Below are 21,661 nucleotides of genomic sequence, written 5' to 3' on the forward strand. Positions count from 1 at the left end.
TTATTCAGTTTTAAAAGTAGTGTAGTTGGGTAACGCACGCAAAAAGAAATAAGTTTCTTTCTCGTAATCCATTTGACAAAAATAGTGTTGTAATCCATTGGTTACATAGAGATGCGCAGCGCGCAACTGAAAATTGTAACGCGCAATCTGATCAAAGGTCTGTTGGGTAATGGCAATAGAAGGGGCTTTGCACTCCACTAATATTTCAATTTCGCCATTGGGCCTAAATACAACGACGTCATATCGCTTGTTCATCCCATTGATCTTGACGATTTTTTCAACGCTAATTAATGAAATAGGATATCCTTTAACTGCCATCAGGTCATGGACGACATGTTGCCGAACCCATTCTTCAGGAGTTAGAAGAATAAATTTTTTACGGATCACATCAAAAATAGCTATCTTATTTTCACTATTTTTGAATCGGAAATTAAAAGATGGAAAGTTTAATCTTTGCATAATACAAAGATATTTGTTTATGCGGATCGTACAATTTTAAGTAAATTATATTTTGGAACAACTCAAAGAAATCGTAAGAAATATTAAAAATAAGACCCTTGCACCTGTTTATTTTTTAATGGGGGATGAGCCTTATTACATTGATAATGTTGCGGATTATATCGAAAATAATGTATTGACTGAGGAAGAAAAAGGATTCAATCAAATGATATTATACGGCAGAGATGTGACCATTCAAGATATTGTTTCGAATGCTAAGCGTTTTCCTTTGATGGCTGAAAAGCAAGTCATTATTGTCAAAGAAGCCCAAGATTTGGCTAAGACCATCGAGCAATTAGACGACTATGTCAATCAACCTCAACCTTCTACTGTATTGGTTTTTTGTTATAAGTACAAAACCATTGACAAGCGAAAAAAACTATATAAAAGCCTGCAAAAAAATGCAGTTCTCTTTGAGAGTAATCGACTAAAAGATTATAAATTAGAAGGATGGTTGCAACAAACGGTAAGTAAACGCGGCTATGGCATTGATCCTAAATCAGCAGCTATGTTGATTGAATTCTTGGGAAATGACTTGTCTAAAATAGTCAAGGAGTTAGATAAGTTAACGCTTATTTTACCTAAAGGACAGCCTATAACTGCTGAAGTCATTGAAAAGAATATTGGAATAAGCAAAGACTACAATAACTTCGAATTAATGAAGGCGATTGTGGATCGAAATCAGTTGCAAGCGTATAAAATTGCAAGTCATTTTGCACAGAATCCCAAAAACAATCCGTTTGTGGTGACGATTGGCATTGTGTATGCTTATTTTTCTAAGCTGTTGTTGTACCATGGATTGAAAGATAAATCACCGCAAAATGTGATGAAAAGTCTAAAAGTCGTTCAGTATGCAATAAAAGATTACGAGTTGGGGTTTAAAACCTATCCAATGAAGCGCGTGAGCCAAATTATCGCGCATTTAAAAGAAGTGGATTTAAAGGGAAAAGGAGTCGGAGCGACTCAACTACCACAAGGAGACTTGTTGAAGGAAATGTTGATGAAAATCTTTAATTAAAAGGAAATGGCAAATAATTTAAATAAGAATAAAATATTGGGGTATGCAACGTTGATTATGATTCTGATGGGAATTGTACTCATTGCATTGGGAACGTTAAAATATTACGAGATTGCCGGTTGGGGATTTGCCGCTGTAGGTGTTGGATTCTTGGCCATTGCTTGGGTATTCAACGCGTTAAAAGGGCGCGTGTAAGCGATTCGGAGTCCAAATCAGGTATTATCTGGTAGATCAACAAAAAAATGTAAGGGTTATACTGGTGTTTTTGATCTACACGCAAACAAAAAAAGCCTCGTTCAATGTGAGATAGGGTGAAAATAAAAAATCTTGTAATTGATTGTCTGTTTTTTATTCAAAAACTGAAAATCAGTTACAAGATCCCAATTGCTTAAATGCCCAAGTGTTCTTCGTACTCATCGTAATAATCTTTTTCTTCTTCTTCTAACTCTACGTACAGTCCTGCTGGTATTTCAGCTTCGCTTAGCGGGTAATTTAAGTTTTCGCCTACAGATTGGTTTGTTTCAACATCCTGCTCTTGTAGGTCTTTAAAACGGATCGTTCTAAAAAATCTTTCCATACAATTCATGTGTTTTTTCTTACTTTAAATATAGTGAAAAATCTTTGATTATTATAGGTGTTTTTGAACTATTACTTTGTTTTTTCGAAAACTTTAACATATTATCGTAATCAATATGCTAATGTGTTTGTGGTTTAACTGTTTTTAAGAGTTTTGATTGAAATTTTACTTTGATTTATAGCGAACGCAAGGCGCGCTATGTTTGATGTTTAGAACTAGAAGATAGGTTGTGTAGGGAGCTTAGTTAATGAAAGCTGTGAGAGGATTCGTTCTTATTGATTCTTTCTTATCGAAAGGTGGTGAATTTTGTTGTTGGTATGCTCTTTGGTGTCATAGTCTTACCATTCGTCCTTAATTTTTAGTGAACTGCTTTTAAAAATAGTTCGAATCTCCGTAATAATGTGTATTTTTGGGGTATTCGATGGTTCTATGCTGTTCAAAGTGAGGCATAAGAAGAAACATCATTCATTATTCAATCAATTTTTTTACTTTATGTCAGACGATAAAAAGGTAATTTTTTCCATGTCGAAGGTGAGTAAAACGTACTCATCTACAAACAAAACAGTTTTAAAAGACATTTATTTAAGCTTCTTTTACGGAGCTAAAATTGGTATTTTAGGTCTTAACGGTTCAGGTAAGTCTTCGTTATTGAAGATTATTGCTGGGGTTGATAAGAACTACCAAGGAGATGTTGTATTTGCGCCAGGGTATACCGTGGGGTATTTAGAGCAAGAGCCAGAATTAGATGAAGAGAAAACGGTAATCGAAATTGTAAGAGAAGGTGCAGCAGAGGTTGTAGCGATTCTCGATGAATTTAATCAGATTAACGATATGTTTGGTTTGCCAGAGGTGTATGAAGATGCAGATAAGATGCAGAAACTCATGGACAGACAAGCGGAACTACAAGATAAAATTGATGCTGTAGGCGGATGGGAGTTGGATACTAAATTAGAAATTGCGATGGATGCTTTGCGCACACCAGATCCAGACACGCCGATTAAAGTGTTATCAGGAGGAGAGCGTCGCCGTGTAGCTTTGTGTCGTTTATTATTGCAAAATCCAGATGTATTGTTGTTGGATGAGCCTACCAACCACTTAGATGCAGAGTCTGTTCATTGGTTGGAGCAACACTTACAACAATATGCAGGAACGGTAATTGCCGTAACCCACGACCGTTATTTCTTGGATAACGTAGCAGGATGGATCTTAGAGCTTGATAGAGGAGAGGGAATTCCGTGGAAAGGAAACTATTCGTCTTGGTTGGATCAAAAAGCAAAACGCTTAGAACAAGAGGAAAAAACAGCGTCAAAACGCCGTAAGACGTTAGAGCGCGAGTTGGATTGGGTTCGCCAAGGAGCTAAAGGTCGTCAGACTAAACAAAAAGCGAGGTTACAGAACTACGATAAGTTGTTGAATGAAGATCAAAAACAACTGGAAGAAAAATTAGAGATCTACATTCCAAATGGACCTCGTCTAGGAACGAATGTAATCGAAGCAAAAGGGGTTGCCAAAGCTTTTGGCGATAAATTGTTATACGACAACTTAAACTTTACGTTACCTCAAGCGGGTATTGTGGGGATTATTGGACCGAATGGTGCGGGTAAATCGACTATTTTCCGTATGATTATGGGAGAACAAACACCAGATGCTGGAACATTTACCATCGGAGATACAGTGAAAATCGCTTATGTGGATCAGTCACATTCGAATATCGATCCTGAAAAGTCGATTTGGGAAAATTTCTGTGATGGACAAGAATTGATTATGATGGGTGGTCGCCAAGTAAATTCAAGAGCGTATTTAAGCCGTTTTAACTTTGGAGGATCAGATCAAAATAAAAAAGTAGCTACGCTATCTGGAGGGGAACGCAACCGCTTACATTTAGCCATGACGTTGAAAGAAGAAGGAAACGTATTGTTGCTGGATGAGCCTACGAATGACTTAGACGTAAATACACTACGTGCGTTGGAGGAAGGTTTGGATAACTTTGCAGGTTGTGCGGTAGTTATTTCTCACGACCGTTGGTTCTTAGACCGTATTTGTACGCATATTCTTGCGTTCGAAGGAGATTCGCAAGTATATTTCTTCGAAGGGTCTTTCTCTGAATATGAAGAAAACCGCAAGAAGCGCTTAGGGGATGTTGCACCAACGCGTTTGAAATACAAAAAATTAGTACGCTAACCATAAGAGGTAGTTTTACAATAAAAAAAGGGTTAAACGAGAAATCGTTTAACCCTTTTTGCGTAAAAAGAGCTGTTTCGTCAAGGTTGGGTTTGACTGGAAGAGGATAAAGGTGTACTTTTAGGTAGCTAAAAAAGTAAAGGATGATAAAAAGGAGTTTCTTTTTGGTACTACTGAGTCTTAGCGTTTGTTCTTGTGTAAAAAAAGATCAACCTGTGGTGCAAGTGGTGGAATCGAATCAAGTAATGAATTGGCAACAGTTTAAAAATGATCTGGTCTTCGTTGATGTAGACGAACTGAATAATTTGCCTTTAGGTTTTGGCGTATTTCCTGTAGCTGATTATGATTCGCAAGGAAATGGAAGTATGGAAGAACAACTTGTTCTGGGGCATTCGACTTTTGTTCGACAAACGGCATTGGTGAGTAAAGGGACCTATAATTCGCACTTTTTTAAAGATGTAGGTATAGAAGAAAGTGAATTGGGGTATTTTACTATTTTGGTTCACACGACCTATGATTCACCTAAAAACGGCTCTTTTGTATCTTCTCGAAATCATCCAGTATATGTTGGGGAAGGTCTTATTTATACGGATGCGAAAAGGCAGATTAAGTGGGTGGCGATTCAAAATAATGAAACCAATTTGGATCTGGCTCTAGTGAATATGAAGTATTTTGATTTGACTCAGGGACGTGTGATTGTCGTTTTACCCATGAAAGATGGATCGCTGCGTTTTAAACAGTTGAATATTTCACAGCAAAACGACGAGAGGTTGATAAACGAAATTAAAAGCAAAACGAATGAAATTGAACGCTTTATAACGGAAATGAAAGAATAGGTGTTTTGGAGTTTTTTTGTTATGACGTAATAAAAAAATAACCTTTTCGTAAGACAAAGGAGAAGGAATTAACAATTTTACGGATTAACTTTAAATAAAAAGAAGTTAGTCTATGGAAGTGCTTTATATTATCCTGCTGTTACACGAAGAAAATCAGCAGGCATTCACCTCGGAGCTACGCAGGTTATTTCCCTTTGGTACGGTAGAGTTTGTGTCCCATCACGAGGAGACCTTGCTTCTTGTTTCGATCAATATCGATGAGATTTGCTGGACTAGTTTTGATGTTTCCATCCTTTTTTTAGAGGATAAAATCGCAGCGTTTAGCCATAGACATCCGTATTTACAAATCGGTGTGCTCAATAAAATTGGCCAATGGCAGACGTGTTTTTACGATGGCTATATTATTAAGAATCGACAAATTATTTTTGAACATGCCGAATTGTATCAGGGATATGTTCCGTTGCTCAAAAGATTGTTAAATTCAAATAAAAATGTACAAGAAGATGTTTTTACTGCTCTTTTTACAAAAGAATAAGAATCATAAATAGCGAGAATTGTACGCGAAAAAGAAGAAAGAATCTCTTTTCAAAAGGTTAAAAAAGCGCTATTTCACAGTTTAATATGTAACTTTGTAAGATTGAATAAATCAAAAGACAATCGCTATGGTATCATTTAACAATGAAACAAAACAACTGTTGATTCAGGATAATTACAAAGGGAGGCTAACTTCTTCTCGTTTGATGTCATCTGTTATTTTGGGCATGTCCTTGATTCGTTTGTTTATGGCGGATTGGAAAGCTCCCAAAGAGATGGATTACGTCTTTTGTATTATCGCTGCTGTGTTTTTGTTTTTAGTATATAAGAACTTCCTGAAGAAAACCGCAGTGGAACAAATTGACAAAGCGAATATCAAGTTTGTCAAAATGCCAAAGGGATTAGCTACAAAAGCAGTAGTGCACTTGAACAGCGGAAAAGTAAGAGACATCTTCAACTTAAAAACAAAAGAGCAACAAAATACCTTGCGCAAGGTCGTAACAAATGCTAAGATCACAATAAAGTAAACCAGTAAAGAGTATTTTTAATACAGCAATAGGAGTATAAAAAAGGGAGGTATCCCTTTTTTATTTTTTAGAAGGATAGGGTTGGCAAAAACAAAGAGAAAGCTTACTTTTAATTGACCCAATCTTTTGATTAAATTAGAATACACAAACATGAATAAAACCCTTGAATTGAGAAGTGTCGTGGTAACGCGTTATGTAACTCCTTTGCGAGAAGGAGGTTCTTTACCCGCTTTAGCGGATGCAGATGACGGTTTTAAATACGTGATTAAATTTCGGGGAGCCGGACATGGAGTTAAAGCCTTAATTGCGGAATTACTAGGTGGATTATTGGCGAAAACGCTAGCATTACCTGTTCCTGAATTGGTATTTGCGACGCTTGATGAAGCTTTTGGACGAACAGAAGCGGATGAAGAAATTCAAGACTTACTCAAATTCAGTCAAGGATTGAATTTGGGCTTGCACTTTCTTTCGGGGGCTTTGACTTTTGATCCACAAGCTTTTGAAGTAGATGAATTGTTGGCTTCGAAAGTGGTTTGGTTGGATGCGTTTATTACCAATGTGGATCGCACCTTTCGCAATACCAATATGTTGGTATGGCACAAAGAATTGTGGTTAATTGATCACGGGGCTTCTTTTTATTTTCACCACTCGTTTACCAATTGGGAAAAAAGTGCGGTGACGCCATTTACTTTAATCAAAGATCACGTTTTATTGGCGAAAGCTTCTAAATTAGATGAAGTCAATCAAGCGTTTACTCAAGTTTTAACCGATGAGGTTTTGCGCGATCTTGTGCAACAAATCCCTGTAGACTGGTTAACTTGGGAAGAGTCCGACTTAGGACCTGAAGAGGTTAGGACCGTTTATTTTCAATTTTTACAATTGAGAAGAGATCAGGCTGATGTGTTTGTTAACGAAGCAAAAAAGTTACGCAATGTTGGTATATGAGTATGCAGTAATTCGATTCGTACCTCGTGTTGAACGTGGCGAATTTATCAATATTGGACTCTTGTTGTTTTGTAAACAGAAGCGAAATTTAAGGGGACAATACTATTTAGATCACGAAAAATTGGCGTGTTTTAGAACAGAGATTGATCTCGATGTATTAGAAAAACATATTATGGCGTTTATTGCAATTGCAGAAGCAGAAGCGAAAGCAAGTCCTATTAACAGTTTTGATGCCGCAGAACGCTTTCGCTGGTTAGCAGCAACGAAGAGTTCTTGTATTCAAGTTTCTCCTACACATTGTGGATTAACAGAAGATGTCAATCAAACCTTTGATCAACTTTTTGACGAACTTGTTTTGTAGCTATGCCGTTATTTTATTTCAAAACTATCGTTGTAAATCGAGTGAAGTATTTTTTGGTTCGCTTGCCATTTTTACTCAGCTTTATTTCGCTTTTTGCCCTAATTTTTGATTTGGGCTTTAATACGCTTAATGACTATCACAGCCATTTACACCATTTGTATAATGTGTGTTTAACTATGGGGATGGTTATTATCTTTTATCGGTATTACAGTGCCTTTCGACAGAAGAAACAACCTAGCTTAGGGGTTAAGATATTTGATGGATTCAGCGTTTTACTATTTTTGACGCTGGTTGTTGTTCGTTGGCAACCCGAACATACCAATCGATTTTTTGATAGTAATGCGGTGATTTTCTTTGCTGTTTTTATTATGCTCGTACGGGAGTTTTCCATGCTACAGCTTAATTTGAAAAAAACGAAACTTACACCTCCTCAGTTATTTATTGTTAGTTTTTTGCTGATTATCTTTATCGGCGCCTTCATGCTTTCGTTTCCTAAAGCCACAGTAACACCTGGAAGTATGCGTTATATTGACGCCTTGTTTACTGCAACGAGCGCCGTTTGTGTGACGGGACTCTCTACGGTAGATATCGGTAGTCAGTTTACTTTATTTGGCAAAACGGTGATGATTTTTTTGATGGAGTGTGGGGGATTGGGAATCATGACTATTGCGAGTTATTTTAGCTATTTCTTTAGAGGTAAAGCTTCGTATGGCAATCAATTGGTACTCAAAGATGTTTCATCAGTCAATAAATTAGGTGATGTTTTTGCTACGTTGAAACGCATTATGATTATCTCAGGGATTATCCAATTTATCGGGATGATTGCTATCTTTATCAGTATTCGTCACCAGGTATTCGACTCGATCTATGATCGGATATTTTTTGCCGTTTTTCACGGCGTTTCCGCTTTTTGTAATGCAGGTTTTTCCACCTTACCTGAGAATTTATATACCTTAGAATATCGATTTAACTATCCCTTACAGTTGATTATAGCAGGCTTGTTTATTATGGGAGGATTGGGCTTCCCCATTGTCTATAATGTCTATAAATACATCAAACATTTAATTGTCAATCGCCTTTTACCTTTTAGTTTAAAAGAAGCAAGTTTATACGTGCCTCGGGTGATTAATTTAAGTACAAAGATCATTTTGATCACTACAGCAGGTTTAATCGTAGGGGGAACCCTACTTGTTTATTGCTTAGAGTACAATAATACACTAGCAGAACATCAGGGTATTGGGAAAGTCGTAGTCGCCTTTTTTACTGCTACATCACCGCGTACGGCCGGATTTGCATCGGTAGATAATAATTTATTTACGGTGCCTACCTTTTTGATCTTGATGCTGTTGATGTGGATTGGAGCCTCTCCAATTTCAACAGGAGGGGGGATTAAAACCACTACATTCGCTATTGCTTTACTCAATATATGGACGTTGATGAAGGGGAAAACAAGAATTGAAGTGAATCGAAGAGAAGTAGATGAGTCAGCAGTACGACGTGCTTTTGCGATTATCTTTCTATCTTTGTTTATCATCGGTGTAGCTTTATTTGCTTTGACCTTTTTTGAACCAACGATCGATATTATTCGCTTGTCTTATGAGGCTTTTTCTGCCTATAGCACAGCGGGGTTGAGTACGGGAATTACATCCAAATTAACGGATCCTAGTAAAGTAACCTTGATTATGTTGATGTTTGTTGGGCGCGTAAGTATTTTAACCCTTTTAATTGCAATTGGCAAAAAAGAAACAGTAACCAATTACAGGTATCCAACAGAAGAAATTTTGATTAACTAAGAAGAAACATACTATGAAATATATCATTATCGGTTTGGGAAATTTTGGAGCTTCCTTGGCACAAAAGCTAACGGAGCAAGGCAATGAAGTAATCGGAGTAGATAAAAATATGGCTCGAGTGGATGCCAATAAAGACAAAGTATCCCATACGATTTGCTTGGATTCAACCGATCAATATTTAGTTGCCGAATTGCCTTTGGCTAATACGGATATTGTGATTGTAGCCATTGGAGAAGATCAAGGAGCAAATATTATGACAACTGCGGTATTGAAAAATTTGAATGTCAAGCGCTTAATCAGTCGTGCCATTACCCCCCTACACGAGAATGTTTTACAAGCCATTGGCGTGGATGAGATTGTGCATCCAGAAGAAGAAACAGCCGAACGCTGGGCAAAGAAATTGTGCATCAAAGGTGTGGTGGATTCGTACGAAATAAACGGACGTTATAGTATTGTAGAAATAACGATTTCTGAGCGTTTTGCTAACAAAACATTGGGGGAGATAGGATTTAGAACCAATTATAATTTAGTGGTGTTAACAACCTTAAAAGTGCGTGAAGAACGCAACTTCTTTGGTGCGCAACGCAAAATTCACGAAGTACAAGGTATCGCTTCGTATGATACCATTTTACACCAAGGTGATATTATGGTGATTTACGGGGATAATAAAGATATTAAGCGCATTTTGAATGATTAGATGGAGAATGGAGAATGGAGATGAGAAATGGGAGATTGTTCTTTGCTCTTTGTTCTTTATCTCACCTAATTTATATTTTGTTTTGGTGTTCGATGAACCTACACTGCGTTTCGGTTTGTTCGATTGCATGGTTTAGGATGAACGTCATCGCTCTTTACTCATAAGGGGAAATTTTCTAATAAAAAAAGGTTCGATTGTTTGTAAACAATCGAACCTTTTTTTGTATGATGATTCTTCGCTTTCTCATTTCTCACAGACCGTGCAAACCGCGCAAGAAAGAAGAGCATCTTTTACTAAAGTAAATTCTTTTATATCAAAGTAATTTCCCTTCTCTCATCTCCATTTTCCCATCTCCAATACCCGATTTTTCTTATAATTCTACATTTCCAACAGGGTAATCTCCTAAATAGTGAGATAAATCAATTGTTTTATACGTTGATTTCGAATATTTGTTTGAGAAAAGGATAATACAAGCATTAGAATCAGCTAAGCGAATGTAAGACGATGTATTTCCTCTCCACCAACCATTGTGATAGGTGTAGTTTTTGTCGTTTTTCATTTTGATCAAACGCATACCTAATCCATAATTGCGCGTACCTTTACTTTCAAAACTGTATCCTTCTGTCATTTGTCCTTTTAAATCAGCATTTAAGAAATCATCAGAATACATAGCGGTATCTAATTTCAGCATGTCTCTAGGCGTGGTATAGATGTTTTTATCTCCATACGTTCCATCCATATAGTCCCAATGCATCTCACGATAATTAGAATTATAGGATTGTGTCACCTGGTTTTTATGTGTAATATCATCAAACACAAAACTGTGATTCATTTCTAGTGGATCGAAAATTAAATCGCGTACAGCTTGTTTGAATTTTTTACCTGTTATTTTTTCAACGATCGAAGCCAACACGACATAATTAGTATTACTATAGGTAAAACGCGTATTGGGTTTAAAATCTAGAGCAACCGATTTGCTGTTAATGACCTCAATAACTTGATCATTGGTGATTACATTATTAGTGGTCCATTTGTTCGGATAATATCCGTAGTATTTCAAACCACTGCGATGGCTTAATAGCGTTCGAACCGTAATTGCATCATACGGAAAACCATCAATAATTTCAGAAACGGGTTGATCCAAGCGAATAAGGCCTTCCTGTACTAGTCGTAAAACCGTTACTGCTGTGATTACTTTTCCAACAGAAGCTACGTGAATAGGAGTATTTTCTGTAATGGATTCATTTTGTTTCTTGTTGGCATAACCTGAATAGTGCTCATATAAAATCTTTCCATTTTGTGCCACTAAAAAGCTTCCGGTATAACCGTTTTTATTGATATATTGGTTGTAAAAATCTTCGATCTGCTGTCCTTTTTCAAGGATGTATTCTGGTTTTAGTTCTTGAAATGACGATTCATACGGTTTGTCGATCAACACATTATGTTCTTTGATAATGGGCATATTCAAGGCTAAATCCATAGTAGTTTCTTGCTGTTGTTTGCAAGAAGCTAAAGCTAATAAGCTAACTAAAGCGAGTGTGAGTTTGGTATTCATTAGTCTTACTGTCTTGTAGGGATTTTTTAAAGAAAAAACCAAATTAATAAAAGTTATTGAATATCAAAGAAAATTCTCACTAAACTTTCAAATTCTAATTAAAATAATTGAGAAGTATACAAAATGTGCTTTTTATGGAGGAGTAATATAGGGGGATTAGGACGGAAGAAAAGGGGAAAGGGATTCTCGCGGTCTTTGTTTAGATATCAAGTAAAAAAACAGTAATTTTACTCACAAATAAGAAAAGATATGAGTAAGATAGAATGGAAAACGGCGATCGAGTTTGAAGATATTACCTATAAAAAGTGTAATGGAGTCGCTCGTATTGCGTTTAATCGTCCAGAAGTTCGAAATGCTTTTAGACCTAAGACAACAAGTGAATTATATCGTGCTTTTTACGATGCTCAAGAAGACACCTCTATTGGCGTAGTTTTACTATCTGCAGAAGGGCCGTCTCCTAAAGATGGTGTTTATTCTTTTTGTAGCGGTGGCGATCAAAAGGCAAGAGGTCATCAAGGGTATGTAGGAGAAGATGGTATGCATCGATTGAATATCTTAGAGGTACAGCGTTTAATTCGCTTTATGCCCAAAGTTGTCATTGCTGTAGTTCCAGGTTGGGCTGTAGGAGGAGGACATAGTTTACACGTGGTTTGCGATATGACCTTAGCGAGTAAAGAACACGCTATTTTTAAGCAAACAGATGCAGACGTAACGAGTTTTGATGGGGGCTACGGATCTGCTTATTTGGCCAAAATGGTCGGACAGAAAAAGGCAAGAGAAATTTTCTTTTTAGGTAGAAATTACTCTGCTCAAGAGGCCTTTGAAATGGGGATGGTTAATGCAGTTATTCCGCATGCGGAGTTAGAAGATACAGCCTATGAATGGGCACAAGAAGTACTAGCTAAATCGCCGACCTCTATTAAGATGTTGAAGTTTGCAATGAACTTAACTGATGATGGAATGGTAGGACAACAAGTGTTTGCTGGAGAGGCAACGCGTTTGGCTTATATGACAGAAGAGGCGATTGAAGGGCGCAATGCATTTTTAGAAAAACGCAAGCCCAATTTCCCTAAGAAATGGATTCCATAATCGATAGATAAAATAAAGTAAATAGTTTTTTCGCATTCGAGCGGAAAGCTGTACTTTTGCAGCCTTATGCAGATCGCCTTATCGCTGGTTTAGCAATAAACGAGAGGAAAGTCTGGACACCATAGAGCGGTATAGTGGGTAACACCCATCCGCGAAGCAATTCGTGAGGACAAGTGCAACAGAAAGGATGTACAGGTAATGCTGTAGTGAAATCAGGTAAACTCTATACGGTGAAATGCCATGTATATTTAGCGTTCGAGGGCTGCTCGCCCGATGCTTTAGGGGTAGGCAGATGGAGCCATTGAGTAATTGATGGCCTGGATAAATGATAAGGGTGTACTTCGGTACATACAGAATCCGGCTTATAGATCTGCATTTATTTTTAAATCAAAGTACAACAATAAAAAAATCCACACCTAGGTGTGGATTTTTTTATTGTTCTTCTGTATCCTCTTCATCCTCTTGAGTGTATTCAAAAAACGTAAAGACAGATCCACCGTAGTTTTTCTCAAAGGAAAAATGAGGCAAATGCTCTAGTTTCGTGAATTTTGAATGTTCAACAACGAGCATTCCTTCTTCATCTAGGATGTTATTAGCTAAGATATCTGTTACTATTTTCTCAAATTGTTCTTGCGTAAAATCATAAGGTGGATCAGCAAAAATGATATCGTAGGTTCCTCGGTGTTTTTCAAGGAATTTAAAAACATCTGACTTATAGGGAACGATGTTTAGCTCAAAATCTTTTGCTGTTTTCTTGATAAAGTTAACACAACCGTAATCAGCATCAATGCTGACAATATTTTCCACGCCTCTTGAAGCAAACTCGTAACTAATACTTCCTGTTCCTGCGAACAAATCTAACACTTGTAATTCAGAGAAATTGAAGTGATTGTTTAAAATATTAAACAAAGCTTCTTTACTCATGTCAGTGGTTGGACGAACAGGTAGGTTTTTAGGTGGACTTAGTTTTCTTCCCTTTAATTTTCCTGAAATAATTCTCATAGATGGAATAAAATATAATGTTGTTTTGGTACTTGATAATGTAGGAGGAGGGAGGGAGCAATCCTTGTATTTTCCTCCAATAGTTCTACATGACGAATGTAGGTATAGGCTTGTTCAAACAATGCGTCCTCTTTTTCAATACGGCTCATCAATTTCAATCGGATATTTTCTGGATCGAGTTTGAGTTGTTCGTAGACAAAGAGCAAGTAATAGATAAAATCTTGAGCAGTGGCATATAGAAAAGAATTGAATAAGAGGAGTTGTCCTGCTTGGGTGACGACCAATTCAAAATGATCCTTTTGTACATAGGCATACACCTCAATTTCGGTACTATTTGCTGCTCGTTCTATGATGTGTTCTACTAAAGCAGTATTGATGTTTTGATAGGTAAAAGCACCCAATTTGTCAAATAAGACATTGTTAATTTGCACATAAGGGATGTAAACGTTGTTGATGGTTTGATTGACTAATGCATCAAAGGCAAAGAAATCAGACGAGAATACTTTCGTATTGTACTGTAAGTAGGATCCCATTGCAGTTTCGTCAAATATAGCTGTAGGTACAAACGTATTGAGGTTACTATCGTGTAATACGATGATGTCTTCAAAAGAATCCGAAAGAATTTCGTGTTTAGCAAAGAGTGCATGCAACTGATCTTCAATTGTTCTATTTTGATTTAATCCTTCAGAAACAAAATGATGAATCTGTTTCGATTCTATTTCTTGTACGATAAATGTAAATTTCTGTAGGGAAACCTGAATGATAAGTTTGTTTAAGCTTTGCTTCATAGTTTGTTGAGCTATAATTTTCTGACAACGAATACGAGAGACAAATTTAAACAATTTTAAGGGAGTATATTAGTCTTGGGCTAAAAAGCTTAGTATCTTTGGTGTTTTAGGTGTATTTAGGAGAAAAGTAGCATGAGAGGAACTGAATTTTATAAGGTATTACGACATCAATTTCCATATGAACTCACGTTAAAACAGGATGTTTTCTTACAGAAAATAGCGGAGTTTATTACGGCAGATCAGCAAGATGAACTATTTGTATTGAAAGGATATGCGGGGACTGGAAAAACGACTTTGTTGTCCGTTGTTGTGAATCAATTGCGTTCGATCCATAAATATGCTGTGATGCTTGCACCAACGGGGCGTGCAGCTAAAGTGATTAGCAGCTATGCACAACGTCCTGCTTTTACCATCCACAAATATATTTATTATCCGAAACCGTTAAAAAATGGTGGAGGTATGCAATATACAATGCGTCAAAATAAGCATAAAAACACGATTTTTATTGTAGATGAAGCATCGATGATTGGCGATGGCTCAGCAGGAGATAGCAGTATGTACCCGCATGGGTCGCTTTTGGATGATTTAATTTACTACGTATATACAGGGCAAAATTGCAAGTTGATTTTAATTGGAGATGTGGCGCAGCTTCCTCCAATCAATATGACAGTAAGTCCTGCCTTAGACACCGATCAATTGAGCTTTCATTATCATATGCCGATTCACCACATTGAATTGGATGAGGTAATGCGTCAAGAGGAAGATTCGGGTATTCTCTATAATGCAACGGAATTGCGTATGCTGTTGGATTCGCATTTTATGGATACTTTTCAGTTCAATTTATACGGATTTAAAGATATTATTCGCTTAACAGATAGCTACGATATCCAAGACGCTATTTATTCTTCCTATTCCAATGCAGGACCAGAAGAAACCATGTTTATCGTTCGCTCCAATAAACGAGCAAATGCATACAACCAGCAAATCCGAATGCGTATTTTAGATCGAGAGAGTGAAATAGCAGCAGGAGATCTATTGATGGTGGTCAAAAATAACTACTATTGGTTAAAGGATTCTACTGTAACCGACTTTTTAGCCAATGGGGATATCATTGAAATTCTACAGATTTATAAAACAATTGAATTGTATGGTTTTCGATTTGCCTCCGTACGGATTCGCATGATTGATTACGACGAGATGACTCCCTTTGATACTGTTATTCTTTTGGATACGTTGACGAGTGAATCACCTGCATTGACCTATGAAGAAAGTAATCGCTTGTATCAAGAGGTTTTATTGGATTATGAGGATGAAATTTCCAAGTATAAGAAAAATCAAAAAGTAAAAGAAAACGAATACTTTAATGCATTACAGGTTAAGTTTTCTTATGCTGTCACCTGTCATAAATCTCAAGGTGGGCAATGGGATACGGTTTTTATTGAACAGCCGTATTTACCTGAAGGCATCAACCAAGATTATGTGCGTTGGCTCTATACAGCCATGACACGCGCCAAGAGTAAATTGTATCTCATTGGTTTTCAAGAAGAGTATTTTGAGGAGCAATTGGACGAGTCAATGCGATAAATCCGTGTGTTATTGTTGGAAGAAATTATCGAAATCTCTTATCTTTGATTGAAAAATAAGACAAACCATATGAAAGTAATTGCTGTTATTCCGGCACGTTATGCCTCTACGCGTTTTCCTGCAAAATTAATGCAAGAATTAGGCGGTAAAACAATTATTCGAAGAACCTATGAAGCTACCGTTGAGACAGGGTTGTTTGACGATGTATTTGTCGTTACCGATTCTCCTTTAATTTACGATGAAATTCAATCGCACGGTGGTAAAGTAGTTCGCAGTGTGAAAGAACATGAAAGTGGCAGTGATCGAATAGCGGAAGCAATTGCGGAGATTGAGGCCGATATTGTAATCAATGTACAGGGAGATGAGCCCTTTGTCAATCAAGATAACTTAGAGAAATTAATTGAAATTTTTAAAGCCGATCAAGAAAAACAAGTTGACTTAGCGTCTTTGATGACTCCAATTGACGATTGGGAGCGCATTGAAAATCCGAATAACGTTAAAGTGGTGGTTGATGAGCATCAGATGGCCTTGTATTTTTCGCGTTCGGTTATTCCATATCCGAGAGATAAAGAAACTAAAGTGCAATACTATCAGCATATTGGCGTATACGCTTTTAGACGAGAAGCGCTGTTGGAGTTTACCACATGGCCGATGAAATTCCTAGAAGCTACTGAAAAATTAGAACAGTTGCGTTATTTAGAATATGGCAAGCGAATTAAAATGGCAATCACGAAACATACAGGAGTAGGTATTGATACACCTGAAGATTTAGCCTATGCCAAAACATTACTAACAGGTGAATAATAAACAGAAATAAGATAAACTAAAAAAGAGAATCCTAACCGATTCTCTTTTTTTATTCATTTACTTGGTAGTTGTTGTATCTACAGTTGCCTCTTGTTTTTCTTCTTGTTTTGGCTCAGTTGCAACAGGGATAACTTCTTTTGGTGGGGTATAAATTCGTTTACGAGGTTTAATACTATCGTTTTGCGTGAAATACCCAGAAGAATACGCTTGTGTTTGATGCACAACTGGTTGCTCATTTTGTGTAATAGGAATGAGAACCGTTGTTTTCCATGTTGAGGGTAAGCGATTATCTAGTGACGATTGATTTAGTTCAATCAACATTTTTTGAGCAGGATTATTGGTAAAAACTTCCGATTTGCTAACCACAGTACGAATTTCCCTCAATGCTTTTGGCAGGTGAGAATAATAGCCTGTGATGGAGCTTTCAAAATAGTCATTGCCCTCTAACGTTCCCATTTTTACTTTTTCATCTTCGTTTAAAAAGATAGAATCATGGAGTTTGAAACCAAATTGGAATGCTAAGTTTTGCGTTAGAGGATGATTGTCAAATAAAAGTAGCGGTGTTGGATCTACCTTGATTTTATTGGCTGTACAAAAGTCCATTAGTTGGGTATGTAGGGCTTCAATACTAGTTTTCATATCAGTGTACTCCGCTGTACTATTCAAATAGATATAGTCGAACGTCTTTCTTTTTGCCGATCCTGACGTTGTTAGGTCGTATTCTCTATATTGTTTGATAAAGAATACAATCAACGTATTGATACTATTGTCTATAGCTGTACCTACCACTTTGTCTGGTGATCCAGAGAAAAAGGTCAATATTTTTGTCTTTAAGTCAATGGAGCCTTCAAAGGTAAAATCTACTTTTGTTTTTTGTCCTTGTGGACTAAAACGCCAAATGATATTGGACAATTTATTGTCATACAGAATATCTTGTGAAATACTGTCGTAGGGCTTTTCGTACTCTTTTCGAACTTGGTATACCCCGATTTTAGGTAAGGTGATGCTATATACTCCGTTGGTATTATTTTCTGTCTCAATCCAATCGTTCCAATTGTTTAAGTCCTGTATGTATCGATATACAATAGGCTGAGGTGCATCCAGTTCAAATGATTTAGTGATTTTAAAGTTACCACTTTGGGTTAATACAAAAACCACTAGCGAAATGCATAGCAAAGTAACAAGAAGCAGGAAATACTTAAGGATTTTCATAGTTAGCAGTAGACACCTAGGATTTAATATTATTTAAGAACATTCTTTAGGATGAATAGCGAACCGATGAAGGCTAAAAACGCAAGTAAGATCCACAATCTATTTTTGTAGTATTTGCGGTGAAGATTAAGATCCTTACGATACATAATGATTAGAATAATCGTAAATGTAACAATAAAGAAAGCTGCGAATTGAATTTGCCCTGTTGTAAACATAATAAAGATTTTAGCAAAAATAAGTAAAAAGCTTCAATTTAGGGCATAAAAAAACGGCAGGATAGCTGCCGTTTTTTAAAATGTATCCGAAAAGGGTACTTATATTTTTTCTGTCCAGTTGAAAGTATCTTCAATTGCTTTTTGTTGAATACCTTGTAGGTTTGTTTTCAACAAGATAGCGTAAGAATCCTCATCTGTTACGTTTGGTAATTCGTAATATTTTTGTTGGTAAGCAAAACCTTCAATTTGTCCGATAGTTACTGCAGTTCCAGCACCAAAGATTTCCAATAGTTCACCTTTAGCATGTGCATCCAATAATTCTTGAACAACGATTGCTCTTACTTCTACATTGATTCCTTTGCTTTTTGCGATGTCGATTAAACTTTTTCTTGTTACACCATCTAAGATACGTTCACTAGTTGGAGCAGTAATTAAAGTATCTCCGATACGGAAGAATACGTTCATTGTTCCTGCTTCTTCTAATTTTGTATGTGTAGCATCATCTGTCCAGATTATTTGTTGGTATCCTTCTTGTTGAGCTAATTGTGTAGGGTAGAATTGACCTCCGTAGTTTCCTGAACATTTTGTGTATCCAACACCACCATTTGCAGCACGACTGTAGTGTTCTGCAACTTGTACTTTTACTTTTCCTGAGTAATAAGTACGTGCAGGTGAACAGATCACACAAAACATAAATTCACTAGATGGACCAGCAACAACACCTTCGTGTGTTCCAACCATAAATGGACGTAAGTACAACGAGTTTCCTTGTCCTTTTCTTACCCATTCTCTATCTAAATCTAAAAGTGCTTTTAAACCGTCAATAAATCTTTCTTCATCAATGTGTGGCATTGCCATACGCTCAGCAGATTTATTAAAACGAGCCCAGTTCTCGCGTGGACGGAATAACCATACGTCATCATTGTTATCTTTGTATGCTTTCATTCCTTCAAAAATAGCTTGTCCGTAGTGGAAAACATTAATTGAAGGTGCAAAACTCATCGGCCCATAAGGTTTGATTTCCACTTGTCCCCATTTCCCATCTTTATAATGACAAACCAACATATGATCCGTGAAAATAGATCCAAATTTTACATTATCGAAATCAATTGAATCGACTCTAGACTTTTCTATCTTTTCAATAGAAAGTTCAAATTTTGTTTCTAAACTCATTTTATAGTGTTTTTTTAAAAGTTGTTGTTGTATTAAATAAAACGTTTAAACGGTATTTTTAAAATACTGCCTTACAAAAATAGCAAAAAAACTCACTGTTTATCAATTAAATTTAAAGAATAATTACGTAGCTGAATAAAATTTTGTATTATCAAAAAAAAACTTGGGAAAATATAGGATACTTTGAATTTGTTTGTGTAAACTCCCTGTTTTTAGTTTATTTTTTTGATTTACTGAGAAACTATTTTTATTCCTTTGTTTAAGCACGGAGGATAATCGATATACTGCTTAGTGAATCACTTTAGGATTGGTTGCTCTCTTTACTTTTTTTCGCTTGTCAAAAAGAAGAGGCAAGCAAAGCATGTACCGCTTGGTAAAAAACGAAGATATAGTGATGACTTTTGGGGTATTTAAAATCCTAACGAAATTGAGAAATAACAGAAGTTCATTCACGCGCTACTTTTTCAACTATTCTTTGAGCAAAATATCCTGCAATTAATGGACATTTTCTCCTGTCTTTTTTTTGTTAAAATTAAGAGTCTTTATTCACATACTCGCTTTTTAACTTTTTTGAATGACATAAAAAGTGGTCTGAAAGACCTTTTTAAATGATAAAAAGTATAGTGAAAAGCGGGATCTCTGCTTTTTTTCTTTTGTAGAAGACTAGTTTTTACTTTATGTGAAAGTTTGGGTATAGGTTGGGTAGTTGTTTTTTTAAAACAATGGTTTTCAATTGTTTGTTGTTGATGTTCTAGGGTTCATTTTTACTTTTTTATGCTTGGTAAATAGTATGAAAATGGGGATTTCCAATTTTTTGAACCCTAAATGTAAAAGAAAGAGTGAATTTTTGAATAGTAATTATTGCAGTAGCAATTTTAACATACAAGAATGTTAGACACATCAATATTATTATGAAAAAACAATTAATACCAATTGCTCTATTATTGGGGGCAGTATCAGCAAATGCACAAGTAGGTATTGGAACTAATACGCCAAATAAATCTGCTGAATTGACAATTGAAGCTACGAACCGCGGATTATTAATTCCCAATGTTGCTTTGACAAATGCAACAGACAAGACTACAATAACGAATGGTAACCTTAATAGTTTAATGGTATTTAACACCACTGCAAACGCAGCAATTCAACCTGGTTATTACTATTGGTACGAGACAGCTTGGCATCGTTTAGTTCAGGGAGAGGATATTCCAGCGCTAGTAGTGAATCATTTTGAAGAAATTTTAAAGATGGATGGGGATAAAGTAACCAATCTGATCAAAAATATAGTGAGAACTACCGAGGGTAATGTAATTTATGAAGGGGATAAATTATATTACATCGATAACGATGGAGTGCAAGTTGAACTCAATTTTGCGGACATTGTTGAGCAATATGAGACTGTAACTGTTTTGGGATATGATGCGGAAACGGGGATACTGACTTACTCGAATGAGGAAGGACATGTAGTAACCGTAGATATAAAAGGCGGCGTTCAATCATTCGAAACAGTTACCTCTATTGCGATTAATTCTACGGAGAAAACGCTTGTCTTTATCGATGAGGATGGAACGTCTACTGTATTGGATTTAGGTACTTTTTTAACCGAGAATGAAACGATAACAACTTTAGTACGTGAACAAGCAGGAAAGTATACATATACCAATGAAGCTGGGGTAACTACTACGATTCAAGTGATTGGTGATTTGACAGAAGTTATTCAAAATAGAACCGATCTAGATCTATATCAAGTACTCAAACAGTTGGTTAAGGTAGAACAGTCTATTACTTCCCTGATTTATAATGCAACAACAAGAGAACTGGTTTATACAGACGAAGAAAATATACCACATAATATAGATGCCAATGCAATTGTAAAGGCAAATGAAACAATTACGACTTTGGTTAACAATGGAAATGGAACCATTACGTATACTAATGAAGCGAATCAGTCAGTTATTGTTGATTTAACTGCTGGTCCTAAAGGAGAAGATGGAAGAGACGGAATTGATGGCGCACAAGGACCTAAAGGAGAAGATGGAAGAGATGGAATTGATGGCGCACAAGGTCCTAAAGGAGAAGATGGAAGAGATGGAATTGATGGCGCACAAGGTCCTAAAGGAGAAGATGGAAGAGATGGAATTGATGGCGTACAAGGCCCTAAAGGAGAAGATGGAAGAGACGGAATTGATGGCGCACAAGGTCCTAAAGGAGAAGATGGAAGAGACGGAATTGATGGCGCACAAGGTCCTAAAGGAGAAGATGGAAGAGA

The 21,661-nt window shown here is 36.5% G+C and carries 21 protein-coding genes, 1 other RNA gene and 1 pseudogene; 15 read left to right on the plus strand and 8 right to left on the minus strand.

Features of this window, described 5'->3' with window-relative positions:
* Window positions 1-459 (minus strand): type I restriction enzyme HsdR N-terminal domain-containing protein, encoded by a 459-nt coding sequence (locus ACPDHL_RS13025; RefSeq protein WP_430533190.1) that lies wholly within the window; start codon window positions 457-459, stop codon window positions 1-3.
* A gap of 52 nt (window positions 460-511) precedes the next feature.
* Here ACPDHL_RS13025 and holA point away from each other — a divergent pair, with 52 nt between their 5' ends.
* Both holA and ACPDHL_RS13035 read left to right on the plus strand, forming a co-directional pair.
* Entirely contained in the window at window positions 512-1,516 is a 1,005-nt protein-coding gene (gene holA / locus ACPDHL_RS13030) for a DNA polymerase III subunit delta (RefSeq protein ID WP_430533191.1), read from the plus strand.
* A 6-nt stretch (window positions 1,517-1,522) separates the two neighbouring features.
* Window positions 1,523-1,711, plus strand: a complete 189-nt coding sequence (locus ACPDHL_RS13035; protein WP_002986661.1) for a CAL67264 family membrane protein — start codon at window positions 1,523-1,525, stop codon at window positions 1,709-1,711.
* A 193-nt stretch (window positions 1,712-1,904) separates the two neighbouring features.
* Here the strand turns inward: ACPDHL_RS13035 and ACPDHL_RS13040 are convergent, their stop codons facing one another.
* Window positions 1,905-2,093 (minus strand): hypothetical protein, encoded by a 189-nt coding sequence (locus ACPDHL_RS13040; RefSeq protein WP_430533192.1) that lies wholly within the window; start codon window positions 2,091-2,093, stop codon window positions 1,905-1,907.
* Between the two features lie 492 nt (window positions 2,094-2,585).
* Here ACPDHL_RS13040 and ettA point away from each other — a divergent pair, with 492 nt between their 5' ends.
* From ettA to ACPDHL_RS13080, 8 genes are all read left to right on the plus strand, one after another.
* Window positions 2,586-4,274 (plus strand): energy-dependent translational throttle protein EttA, encoded by a 1,689-nt coding sequence (ettA, locus tag ACPDHL_RS13045; protein ID WP_182626922.1) that lies wholly within the window; start codon window positions 2,586-2,588, stop codon window positions 4,272-4,274.
* A 143-nt stretch (window positions 4,275-4,417) separates the two neighbouring features.
* Window positions 4,418-5,110 carry a hypothetical protein gene (locus tag ACPDHL_RS13050; RefSeq protein WP_430533193.1) on the plus strand — a complete coding sequence of 231 codons (693 nt, stop codon included), beginning with the start codon at window positions 4,418-4,420 and terminating at the stop codon, window positions 5,108-5,110.
* 112 nt (window positions 5,111-5,222) lie between these two features.
* The gene (locus tag ACPDHL_RS13055) at window positions 5,223-5,645 is read left to right on the plus strand and encodes a hypothetical protein (protein WP_430533194.1); all 423 of its coding nucleotides are present in this window, start codon (window positions 5,223-5,225) and stop codon (window positions 5,643-5,645) included.
* Between the two features lie 127 nt (window positions 5,646-5,772).
* The gene (locus ACPDHL_RS13060) at window positions 5,773-6,171 is read left to right on the plus strand and encodes a hypothetical protein (protein WP_430533195.1); all 399 of its coding nucleotides are present in this window, start codon (window positions 5,773-5,775) and stop codon (window positions 6,169-6,171) included.
* 150 nt (window positions 6,172-6,321) lie between these two features.
* Window positions 6,322-7,116 carry a HipA family kinase gene (locus tag ACPDHL_RS13065; protein WP_430533196.1) on the plus strand — a complete coding sequence of 265 codons (795 nt, stop codon included), beginning with the start codon at window positions 6,322-6,324 and terminating at the stop codon, window positions 7,114-7,116.
* Window positions 7,103-7,477 (plus strand): DUF3037 domain-containing protein, encoded by a 375-nt coding sequence (locus tag ACPDHL_RS13070; RefSeq protein ID WP_430533197.1) that lies wholly within the window; start codon window positions 7,103-7,105, stop codon window positions 7,475-7,477. The genes ACPDHL_RS13065 and ACPDHL_RS13070 overlap by 14 nt, the downstream gene beginning before the upstream one ends.
* A 2-nt stretch (window positions 7,478-7,479) precedes the next feature.
* Window positions 7,480-9,270, plus strand: a complete 1,791-nt coding sequence (locus tag ACPDHL_RS13075; protein ID WP_430533198.1) for a TrkH family potassium uptake protein — start codon at window positions 7,480-7,482, stop codon at window positions 9,268-9,270.
* Window positions 9,271-9,283: 13 nt separating this feature from the next.
* Window positions 9,284-9,967, plus strand: a complete 684-nt coding sequence (locus ACPDHL_RS13080) for a potassium channel family protein (protein WP_430533199.1) — start codon at window positions 9,284-9,286, stop codon at window positions 9,965-9,967.
* Between the two features lie 370 nt (window positions 9,968-10,337).
* Here ACPDHL_RS13080 and ACPDHL_RS13085 read toward each other — a convergent pair whose 3' ends face one another.
* Window positions 10,338-11,522 carry a serine hydrolase domain-containing protein gene (locus ACPDHL_RS13085; RefSeq protein WP_430533200.1) on the minus strand — a complete coding sequence of 395 codons (1,185 nt, stop codon included), beginning with the start codon at window positions 11,520-11,522 and terminating at the stop codon, window positions 10,338-10,340.
* A 249-nt stretch (window positions 11,523-11,771) separates the two neighbouring features.
* Between ACPDHL_RS13085 and ACPDHL_RS13090 the strand changes: the two genes are divergently transcribed.
* Both ACPDHL_RS13090 and rnpB read left to right on the plus strand, forming a co-directional pair.
* Window positions 11,772-12,611 carry a 1,4-dihydroxy-2-naphthoyl-CoA synthase gene (locus ACPDHL_RS13090; RefSeq protein ID WP_182626907.1) on the plus strand — a complete coding sequence of 280 codons (840 nt, stop codon included), beginning with the start codon at window positions 11,772-11,774 and terminating at the stop codon, window positions 12,609-12,611.
* 65 nt (window positions 12,612-12,676) lie between these two features.
* Window positions 12,677-12,992: RNase P RNA component class A (rnpB, locus tag ACPDHL_RS13095), an RNA gene on the plus strand.
* 51 nt (window positions 12,993-13,043) lie between these two features.
* Here the strand turns inward: rnpB and rsmD are convergent.
* Both rsmD and ACPDHL_RS13105 read right to left on the minus strand, forming a co-directional pair.
* The gene (rsmD, locus tag ACPDHL_RS13100; protein ID WP_430533201.1) at window positions 13,044-13,613 is read right to left on the minus strand and encodes a 16S rRNA (guanine(966)-N(2))-methyltransferase RsmD; all 570 of its coding nucleotides are present in this window, start codon (window positions 13,611-13,613) and stop codon (window positions 13,044-13,046) included.
* A complete protein-coding gene (locus ACPDHL_RS13105) occupies window positions 13,610-14,401 on the minus strand; it encodes a DUF3822 family protein (protein ID WP_430533202.1) in 792 nt (263 codons plus the stop codon). The genes rsmD and ACPDHL_RS13105 overlap by 4 nt, the downstream gene beginning before the upstream one ends.
* A gap of 132 nt (window positions 14,402-14,533) precedes the next feature.
* On the opposite strand from ACPDHL_RS13105, the gene ACPDHL_RS13110 reads away from it, so the two are divergent.
* The gene (locus ACPDHL_RS13110) at window positions 14,534-15,985 is read left to right on the plus strand and encodes an ATP-dependent DNA helicase (protein WP_430533203.1); all 1,452 of its coding nucleotides are present in this window, start codon (window positions 14,534-14,536) and stop codon (window positions 15,983-15,985) included.
* Between the two features lie 69 nt (window positions 15,986-16,054).
* Window positions 16,055-16,789, plus strand: coding sequence for a 3-deoxy-manno-octulosonate cytidylyltransferase (gene kdsB / locus ACPDHL_RS13115; protein WP_430533204.1), 735 nt, complete (start codon window positions 16,055-16,057; stop codon window positions 16,787-16,789).
* Between the two features lie 60 nt (window positions 16,790-16,849).
* Here the strand turns inward: kdsB and ACPDHL_RS13120 are convergent, their stop codons facing one another.
* The 3 genes from ACPDHL_RS13120 to ACPDHL_RS13130 form a co-directional block, all read right to left on the minus strand.
* Entirely contained in the window at window positions 16,850-18,004 is a 1,155-nt protein-coding gene (locus ACPDHL_RS13120; RefSeq protein WP_430533205.1) for a hypothetical protein, read from the minus strand.
* A 29-nt stretch (window positions 18,005-18,033) separates the two neighbouring features.
* Window positions 18,034-18,219 (minus strand): hypothetical protein, encoded by a 186-nt coding sequence (locus ACPDHL_RS13125; RefSeq protein ID WP_430533206.1) that lies wholly within the window; start codon window positions 18,217-18,219, stop codon window positions 18,034-18,036.
* Window positions 18,220-18,318: 99 nt separating this feature from the next.
* Complete coding sequence (locus ACPDHL_RS13130; protein ID WP_430533207.1) at window positions 18,319-19,392, minus strand: branched-chain amino acid aminotransferase; 1,074 nt, start codon at window positions 19,390-19,392, stop codon at window positions 18,319-18,321.
* A gap of 911 nt (window positions 19,393-20,303) precedes the next feature.
* Between ACPDHL_RS13130 and ACPDHL_RS13135 the strand changes: the two are divergent.
* Window positions 20,304-21,661: pseudogene (locus ACPDHL_RS13135) on the plus strand (hypothetical protein); the annotation flags it as partial.

Origin of the sequence: Myroides sp. C15-4 (genome assembly GCF_050522745.1) — a bacterium.
Classification (GTDB): Bacteria; Bacteroidota; Bacteroidia; order Flavobacteriales; family Flavobacteriaceae; genus Flavobacterium.

Bases quoted from the DNA above. Each gene is read 5' to 3' on its own strand.
- ACPDHL_RS13120 (WP_430533205.1), bottom strand. From the start codon at position 18,004: ATGAAAATCCTTAAGTATTTCCTGCTTCTTGTTACTTTGCTATGCATT.
- ACPDHL_RS13085 (WP_430533200.1), bottom strand. From the start codon at position 11,522: ATGAATACCAAACTCACACTCGCTTTAGTTAGCTTATTAGCTTTAGCT.
- ACPDHL_RS13090 (WP_182626907.1), top strand. From the start codon at position 11,772: ATGAGTAAGATAGAATGGAAAACGGCGATCGAGTTTGAAGATATTACC.
- ACPDHL_RS13110 (WP_430533203.1), top strand. From the start codon at position 14,534: ATGAGAGGAACTGAATTTTATAAGGTATTACGACATCAATTTCCATAT.
- ACPDHL_RS13070 (WP_430533197.1), top strand. From the start codon at position 7,103: ATGTTGGTATATGAGTATGCAGTAATTCGATTCGTACCTCGTGTTGAA.
- ACPDHL_RS13105 (WP_430533202.1), bottom strand. From the start codon at position 14,401: ATGAAGCAAAGCTTAAACAAACTTATCATTCAGGTTTCCCTACAGAAA.
- rsmD (WP_430533201.1), bottom strand. From the start codon at position 13,613: ATGAGAATTATTTCAGGAAAATTAAAGGGAAGAAAACTAAGTCCACCT.
- ACPDHL_RS13125 (WP_430533206.1), bottom strand. From the start codon at position 18,219: ATGTTTACAACAGGGCAAATTCAATTCGCAGCTTTCTTTATTGTTACA.
- ACPDHL_RS13055 (WP_430533194.1), top strand. From the start codon at position 5,223: ATGGAAGTGCTTTATATTATCCTGCTGTTACACGAAGAAAATCAGCAG.
- ACPDHL_RS13035 (WP_002986661.1), top strand. From the start codon at position 1,523: ATGGCAAATAATTTAAATAAGAATAAAATATTGGGGTATGCAACGTTG.
- ACPDHL_RS13025 (WP_430533190.1), bottom strand. From the start codon at position 459: ATGCAAAGATTAAACTTTCCATCTTTTAATTTCCGATTCAAAAATAGT.
- ACPDHL_RS13065 (WP_430533196.1), top strand. From the start codon at position 6,322: ATGAATAAAACCCTTGAATTGAGAAGTGTCGTGGTAACGCGTTATGTA.
- ettA (WP_182626922.1), top strand. From the start codon at position 2,586: ATGTCAGACGATAAAAAGGTAATTTTTTCCATGTCGAAGGTGAGTAAA.
- ACPDHL_RS13060 (WP_430533195.1), top strand. From the start codon at position 5,773: ATGGTATCATTTAACAATGAAACAAAACAACTGTTGATTCAGGATAAT.
- ACPDHL_RS13075 (WP_430533198.1), top strand. From the start codon at position 7,480: ATGCCGTTATTTTATTTCAAAACTATCGTTGTAAATCGAGTGAAGTAT.
- ACPDHL_RS13040 (WP_430533192.1), bottom strand. From the start codon at position 2,093: ATGGAAAGATTTTTTAGAACGATCCGTTTTAAAGACCTACAAGAGCAG.
- ACPDHL_RS13080 (WP_430533199.1), top strand. From the start codon at position 9,284: ATGAAATATATCATTATCGGTTTGGGAAATTTTGGAGCTTCCTTGGCA.
- ACPDHL_RS13050 (WP_430533193.1), top strand. From the start codon at position 4,418: ATGATAAAAAGGAGTTTCTTTTTGGTACTACTGAGTCTTAGCGTTTGT.
- kdsB (WP_430533204.1), top strand. From the start codon at position 16,055: ATGAAAGTAATTGCTGTTATTCCGGCACGTTATGCCTCTACGCGTTTT.
- ACPDHL_RS13130 (WP_430533207.1), bottom strand. From the start codon at position 19,392: ATGAGTTTAGAAACAAAATTTGAACTTTCTATTGAAAAGATAGAAAAG.